Consider the following 6740-nt stretch of genomic DNA (forward strand, 5'->3'; position numbering starts at 1 on the left):
AAAGAAGTTCTAAACATATAAAAAGATTCTCAAACTTGAGAGTCTTTTTTTTGTTATTTCTATTCATATTTTTTAAATGTATTACCAATAATATACAATAAAGGTAAATTTAATTATAAAGTTACTTGAGCTTACTTTACTGTATTTAGGGGTGCAAAATATGAAAGTATCAATATTTATCACGTGTGTGGCAGATGTTTTTTATCCAGAAGTCGGAAGAGATGTTGTGGAAATTCTTGAAGATTTAGGGTGTGAAGTTGATTTTCCGAAAACGCAAACTTGCTGCGGACAACCTGCTTATAATAGCGGGTATGTGAAAGAAACAAAAACAGCTGCAAAACATATGATTGAAGCCTTTGCTAGTTCAGAATATGTTGTGGCACCATCGGGGTCTTGCGCGATGATGGTTCACGAGTTTTCTAGTTTATTTTCTGAAAGTGAAGCAGAATGGCAGAAAAAAGCTACTGAACTTGCAAGTAAAACATATGAATTCACACAATTTCTCGTTGAAGTATTAGGGAAAGAAGATTTAGGTGCAGAGCTTCATAAAAAAGTAACAGTTCATACATCTTGTCATATGAGCCGATTAATGGGGATTAAAGAACCACCGCAAAAATTATTAAAATGCGTAAAGGGACTTGAAGTTGTTTCACTGCCCCATAATTATGATTGTTGCGGATTTGGAGGGACATTCTCAGTAAAGATGCCAGAAATCTCTGAAGAAATGGTTGAGGAAAAAGTAAAGCATATTATGGAAACCGGTGCGGAAGTGTTAATTGGAATGGATTGTAGCTGCTTAATGAATATAAAAGGACGTTTAACACGTAATGGCTATCCAATTGATGTAAAACATATTGCTCAAGTATTAAATGAAGATCGAAAATAAGAGGGGGATATAGAGATGGGAATGAAAATTGGGAAAGATCCCTTTCATAAGCGTACGAAAACAGGTATTGGTGATCCGTTTATGCGGCAGGCTGTTAGGAAAGCGCAAGATGGTCTTAGAGGTAAGAAGTTAAAAGCTACTGAGAGTCTTGGAAACTGGGAAGAATGGCGAGTTTTAGGAGAAGAAATTCGAAAGCATACGTTAGAAAACCTAGACTATTATTTATATCAATTGAGTGAAAATATTGAGAAAAACGGTGGTTATGTTTATTTTGCAAAGACTGCAGAAGACGCAAGGGAATATGTAAAAGAGATTGTAAAAAAGAAAAATGCGAAAAAAATTGTGAAATCAAAATCGATGGTAACGGAAGAGATTAGTTTAAATGAAGCGATTGAAGAAGCTGGAGCGGAAGTGTTAGAAACAGATCTTGCGGAATTTATTCTACAAGTGAACGACCACGATCCTCCGTCACATATTGTTGTTCCGTGTCTTCATAAAGATAAAGAACATATTTGTGAAATATTTAAAACAAAGTTAAATTACACGGGAACATCCGATCCTACGGAAATGGCGAGGTTTGTAAGAGCGTATTTACGTGATGATTTTTTTGCGGCGGATATAGGGGTGACGGGATGTAACTTTGCTGTTGCAGAGTCTGGTTCCATTTCTATCGTAGCAAACGAAGGAAATGCAAGACTTACGACGACACTTCCGAAAACGTTAATTACAGTTATGGGGATGGAGCGTATTGTTCCGACATGGGAAGAGCTTGATGTTTTAGTAACACTTCTATGCCGAAGTTCTGTAGGACAAAAGTTAACAAGTTATATTACAGGGTTAACTGAGCCGGGCGGGACAGATGGACCGGAGGAGTTTCATTTAGTCATTGTTGATAATGGCCGTTCTGATATTGTAGGAACAGAATTCCAAAGTGTCCTTCAGTGCATTCGTTGCGCCGCATGTATTAACGTGTGTCCTGTATACCGGCATATTGGTGGACATGCATACGGGTCTATTTATCCAGGGCCAATTGGAGCTGTGTTGACACCGCTTTTAGGAGGATATGATGAATATAAGGATTTACCTTATGCGTCTAGCCTTTGTGGTGCTTGTACAGAAGCGTGCCCAGTGAAAATCCCGTTACACGACTTATTAATTAAACATCGGAGCCGCATTGTACAAGAAAAATACTCACCTGTAGCTTGGAACGTTGCTATGAAAGGTTTTGAAAAAACGGTGAGGAGTCCTAAATTATTTTCTTTTGCTGCGAAGAGCGCTCCGTATGCATTAAAACCTCTTGCAAAAGGCGATAAAATCGAGCGCGGCATTGGGCCGTTAAAAGCATGGACGGAAGCGAGAGATTTTCCAGTTCCGAAAAAACAACCGTTCCGAGAGTGGTTTGAAAAACGCGTAAAGGAGAACGATGATGGCCATCCAAAATCGTGAGGAATTTTTGCTCCAATTATCAGAAAAGCTTGGTAGGAAACGTCCAGAAGCAGTGGAAAAACCGAAATGGTCTGTTTCCCCGCAGTGGAATGTGTTCGAAGGACTTTCGCAAGATGAACTTGTCTTACAGTTAATGGAACACTGCGAAGTGATTCATACAGAAGTAAAGCGAACAACAAAGGAAAAGCTTGTTGAAACATTGGGGTCTTTTATACAAGAATGGAATATCAAATCTGCGATGTGTGCGAATGATGAGCGCTTTAATGAGTATGGTCTTACTCCATTTTTCAAAAATGAAGGTACAACACAATTTCGTACGTGGGGATTAGATCATAAAGAAGAGGATATAGCATTTGCGAAAGCTGCTGACCTTGGCATTACGTTCAGTGATATGACTTTGGCAGAATCAGGAACCGTTGTACTATTTAATGACGGGTTAAAAGGAAGGCATGTTAGTCTTCTTCCAGAGTCATATATTGCAATTGTTCCTAAAAGTACGATCGTACCAAGGTTAACCCAAGCTACAAAACTGATTCATGATCAAAATATATCAGGAGAAAACTTGCCAGCTTGTGTGAATTTCGTTTCGGGCCCGTCAAATAGCGCGGACATTGAAATGAATCTTGTTGTAGGTGTACATGGGCCGATTAGAACAGCTTATATTATTGTGGATGATCAATAATGAAACATACATGATGTATAAGAATGCTGAAAATAGAAAGCGCTGGTTGTTATATAACTAGAGCTTTCTATTTTGTGTGTCCGGCTAAGCTCGGAATTACTTAAACGATTTTTTTCTTAAAAGCCAAGTCCACTATAGCTAGCTCCAACTACAATCAACACGATAACGAGTACAATGATGAATGGAAATCCGCTTTTACCAGCTTGTCCAGCTTCACCGCCACCAGTGCCACCGCTACCACCTTTACCACCAAGTCCCATATGAACATCCTCCTTATTGTTATATATTGCTTTTATTTTATGTTTTTCTACATTTACCAATAAACCCCTTCTAAAACGCTAACTAGCTTGCAAATCATTCCGTTTCATTTTATAATTTATTTACCGACCGGTAAGTAAAAATAAGTGAGGTACAGTATGACAAAGAATTTACAAACATCGCAAAACATTGTAGAGGCTTCCTTTAAACTCATGGCAGAGCACGGCATGGAGAAGATGAGCCTTTCCATGATTGCGAAAGAAGTTGGAATATCAAAGCCAGCTATTTATTATCATTTTCCATCTAAAGAAGCATTAATTGATTTTTTATTTGAAGAAATTTTTTCTGGTTATCATTTCGCCAATTACTTTGTTATAGAACAATATACGAAAGAAAACTTTGCAGAACAGTTAATCGCAGATGGTTTACATATGCTCTCTGAGTATGAAGGGAAAGAAGGAATACTACGCGTTATAAATGAATTCATCGTAACTGCGACGCGAAATGAAAAGTATCAGAAACGCTTGTTTGAAATTCAAGAAGATTTTTTAAATGGATTTCATGATTTGTTGAAGAAAGGTGTGGAACTTGGGGTTGTATCACAACATGCAACAGAAGAAAATGCCCACACGTTAGCGCTTGTGATTGATAACATGAGCAATTACATACTAATAGGATTTCAGCTTAAGTATCAAAAAATTTGGATTCAAAATGTGAAAAACGTCATGAAGGAGGAGTAAACGTGAAAATGCAAAAAAACTGGTGGCTCGGTTTTCTTGGATTCATTGGGATTTATAAAATACCAGGTATGATTGAAGCTTTTCAAGCGGATGGAAGTTGGATGAAGTTAATCGGTTTCATTTGGCTACTTTGGTTTGGATATTTTATTCCTGAGAAAAAAGAGGATAAATAATAAAATTTCAATTTTATGTAAAGTTATGTAAAATATAGATTGGAAGTATTCATATATTAGATTACTAGATTTGGAGTGGTTACATGGAGCCATTGAAAAATGAAATTCACCCTGACATGGTCAAGGTGTGGAAAACGCGTTCCTTAATTGAGCTAGGGATCAGTATTATAGTCATTTTGGCATATCTTTTCTTTATGATTAAGTTTAATTGGTGGGCTTGGATTTTCTATGTACTCATCGGAGTAACAATTGTATATACGCCGTTTGATTACTTTACGTTTCCGAAGTTACGTCAGCGTTATTATAGCTACCAACTAAATGAAGAAGAACTTGAAATTCAGCACGGTCTTTTCGTCGTAAAGCGCGTATTAGTACCGATGATTCGTGTACAGCACGTTACGATTGAACAAGGGCCAATTATGAGAAAGTATGGATTAGCAGAATTACATATTTCAACAGCAGCAACTTCTCACAGCATCCCAGGCTTAACGATGTATGAAGCAGAAATGTTGAAAACGAAAATCGCAGAATTAGCGAAAGTGAGTGATGAGGATGTATAAGAGGCAGCATCCGATCACGATGTTATTAGAATTAAAAATAACAGACTTTATACCACTCATTATTTTCATGTTTAGCTTAAACGGAAAATTCCCGTTTTGGTATTTAATTCCCGCTGGATTTGGTTTACTTACCATCTTTTCAGCGTTTGAAAAATGGTATTACACAACATATTGGGTTGAAAATAACGTATTACATGTGAAACAAGGACTCTTCGTGAAGAAGGAGAGCTACTTAAATAAAGAGCGTGTCCAAACAATTAATACAAGTTCTAACGTTCTATATCAAATGCTCGGTTTGAAGAAAATTCAAATCGAAACAGCTGGCGGAGGCGATGATGCAGAAGTTAGCTTAGCTGGTATTACGGAAGATGAGGCGAAGGAGCTTATTTCCTTACTAAATGAACCGACTCCAGAAGTGAAAGCAGAAGGAACGTTAGACGACGCAGCAGAACATGCAGTAGAAAAAGAAATCGTTACAGAGGAAAAACAAGCGACAGAGTATAAATTGACTTGGAAAGAAATTTTACTAGCATCTGTTACATCTGGTCAGTTTGGACTATTATTCTCATTAATCTTTTTCGTGTACCACCAAGTAGATGAGTACATTCCGAAATGGATAGAGAATGGCGTAAAGTCGTATGTAATGGAACATGATATATATGGTTGGATTTTTATGATAGCTATTTTGCTCGTCCTTTCGTGGATTATATCTACAATTGGTTACGCGTTAAAACACGGTAATTTCACAGTGAATCGAAGACATGATGAAGTCCGTATTGCTCAAGGGTTACTTGAAAGGAAAGAACTTGTGCTGAAGTTACACCGTATTCAAGGGATTACGATCAAAGAAGGCATTTTCCGTCAAATGTTCGGTTATTGCGCTGTGCAAGTAGAAGTCATTCAAAGTAAGGGAATGGGTGACGAAAAAGAAAAAGTTACACTACATCCACTTATTCAAAAAAATCGTGTGCAAGAGTTACTCACCCATTTACAATTACCATACGAACTGAATACAAACATTATTTCATTACCAAAAGCAGCATTGCGTCGCTATCTCATTGATAGTTTCATCTTCTTCGCCATGCTAGCAATCCCGCTTACTGGGATAAGTATATACTTTGAGAAGTATTTCATCCTGTGGGCGTTAATACCGCTCGCGATCCTCATCTTTACACTTGGATACGCAACATTTAAAACAAATGGTTACAGTGTAAACGGAGAGCAAATTACGCTTGTATATCGTAGTCTCGGAAAATATACAGGGCTTGTCAGAAGAAGACATGTCCAATCAATGGAAAAGACACAATCCTATTTCCAGCGCCGCGCGGATTTATGTACGTACAAGTTTTCTAGTGCATCATCGAATTATAAAATAGAGCATACGAGAGTAGAAGATGCGGAGAGAATGCAGGATTGGTATAAGAAGAGAATAAGTGAGAATTAATTTGAAAAGGCTTGCCTAGTATGAAAGGTAAGCCTTTTTTGTTATAGAGAAATGAGTGATTTACATTGAGACTAGTTTTTTCTTCGTTTCATTTATGTGTGAATACAATTACAGCACGCATTTATCAATACGTATTAAAAAAGGTAGTGTACTTCTATCATTCCTTTCGAGAGGACTCCCACCTCTAAACGTAAGTGAAGGTGGTGAGGTGAATCGAAAGAAATATTTTATTTTCAAGAAAAAAACGGAAACATATGTTCTTTTTTGCTATAATATCCTTAACAAGGAGGTGAATAAAATGACAAAGGAAAATCCATCAAACTATAAAACTCTTCAAATCTGGATTAAGAAAGGGCATCGTATGTATTCTTATTTTCAAGAATTTTGTCATAACGCTAAGAATATGTACAACACCACAAACTTTTATATACGCCAGGTGTACACTGGATTAACACAAGAAAAAGAGTTGCAGCCTTTGCAGAAAGAAGTTCTGGATAATATTCATAAAAATATTGGTAAGATGAATGACAAACAACTTCTTGCCTATCAGA

Annotated in this window: 8 protein-coding genes and 1 pseudogene; 8 read left to right on the plus strand and 1 reads right to left on the minus strand. The window is 37.1% G+C overall.

Features of this window, described 5'->3' with window-relative positions:
- The first annotated feature begins 160 nt into the window (after window positions 1–160).
- Genes DN410_RS11220 through DN410_RS11230 form a run of 3 tightly spaced genes read left to right on the plus strand, consistent with a single transcriptional unit; the run spans window position 161 to window position 3014 of the window.
- On the plus strand, window positions 161–886 hold the full coding sequence (locus tag DN410_RS11220; RefSeq protein WP_149176551.1) for a (Fe-S)-binding protein: 726 nt from the start codon (window positions 161–163) through the stop codon (window positions 884–886).
- Window positions 887–901: 15 nt separating this feature from the next.
- A complete protein-coding gene (locus DN410_RS11225; RefSeq protein ID WP_149176552.1) occupies window positions 902–2332 on the plus strand; it encodes a LutB/LldF family L-lactate oxidation iron-sulfur protein in 1431 nt (476 codons plus the stop codon).
- On the plus strand, window positions 2313–3014 hold the full coding sequence (locus tag DN410_RS11230) for a LutC/YkgG family protein (RefSeq protein WP_149176553.1): 702 nt from the start codon (window positions 2313–2315) through the stop codon (window positions 3012–3014). The genes DN410_RS11225 and DN410_RS11230 overlap by 20 nt, the downstream gene beginning before the upstream one ends.
- A 116-nt stretch (window positions 3015–3130) precedes the next feature.
- Here the strand turns inward: DN410_RS11230 and yjcZ are convergent, their stop codons facing one another.
- Complete coding sequence (gene yjcZ / locus DN410_RS11235) at window positions 3131–3274, minus strand: sporulation protein YjcZ (RefSeq protein WP_149176554.1); 144 nt, start codon at window positions 3272–3274, stop codon at window positions 3131–3133.
- A 156-nt stretch (window positions 3275–3430) separates the two neighbouring features.
- Between yjcZ and DN410_RS11240 the strand changes: the two genes are divergently transcribed.
- The 5 genes and pseudogenes from DN410_RS11240 to DN410_RS11255 form a co-directional block, all read left to right on the plus strand.
- The gene (locus DN410_RS11240) at window positions 3431–4012 is read left to right on the plus strand and encodes a TetR/AcrR family transcriptional regulator (RefSeq protein ID WP_149176555.1); all 582 of its coding nucleotides are present in this window, start codon (window positions 3431–3433) and stop codon (window positions 4010–4012) included.
- A gap of 2 nt (window positions 4013–4014) precedes the next feature.
- On the plus strand, window positions 4015–4185 hold the full coding sequence (locus DN410_RS27925) for a hypothetical protein (protein ID WP_170959451.1): 171 nt from the start codon (window positions 4015–4017) through the stop codon (window positions 4183–4185).
- Window positions 4186–4268: 83 nt separating this feature from the next.
- Window positions 4269–4745 carry a PH domain-containing protein gene (locus DN410_RS11245; RefSeq protein WP_149176556.1) on the plus strand — a complete coding sequence of 159 codons (477 nt, stop codon included), beginning with the start codon at window positions 4269–4271 and terminating at the stop codon, window positions 4743–4745.
- Window positions 4738–6189, plus strand: a complete 1452-nt coding sequence (locus DN410_RS11250) for a PH domain-containing protein (protein WP_149176557.1) — start codon at window positions 4738–4740, stop codon at window positions 6187–6189. The genes DN410_RS11245 and DN410_RS11250 overlap by 8 nt, the downstream gene beginning before the upstream one ends.
- A 298-nt stretch (window positions 6190–6487) precedes the next feature.
- A pseudogene (locus DN410_RS11255) lies at window positions 6488–6740 on the plus strand (RNA-guided endonuclease InsQ/TnpB family protein); the annotation flags it as partial.

The organism is Bacillus sp. SH5-2 (assembly GCF_008368905.1).
Lineage (GTDB): Bacteria > Bacillota > Bacilli > Bacillales > Bacillaceae_G > Bacillus_A > Bacillus_A luti.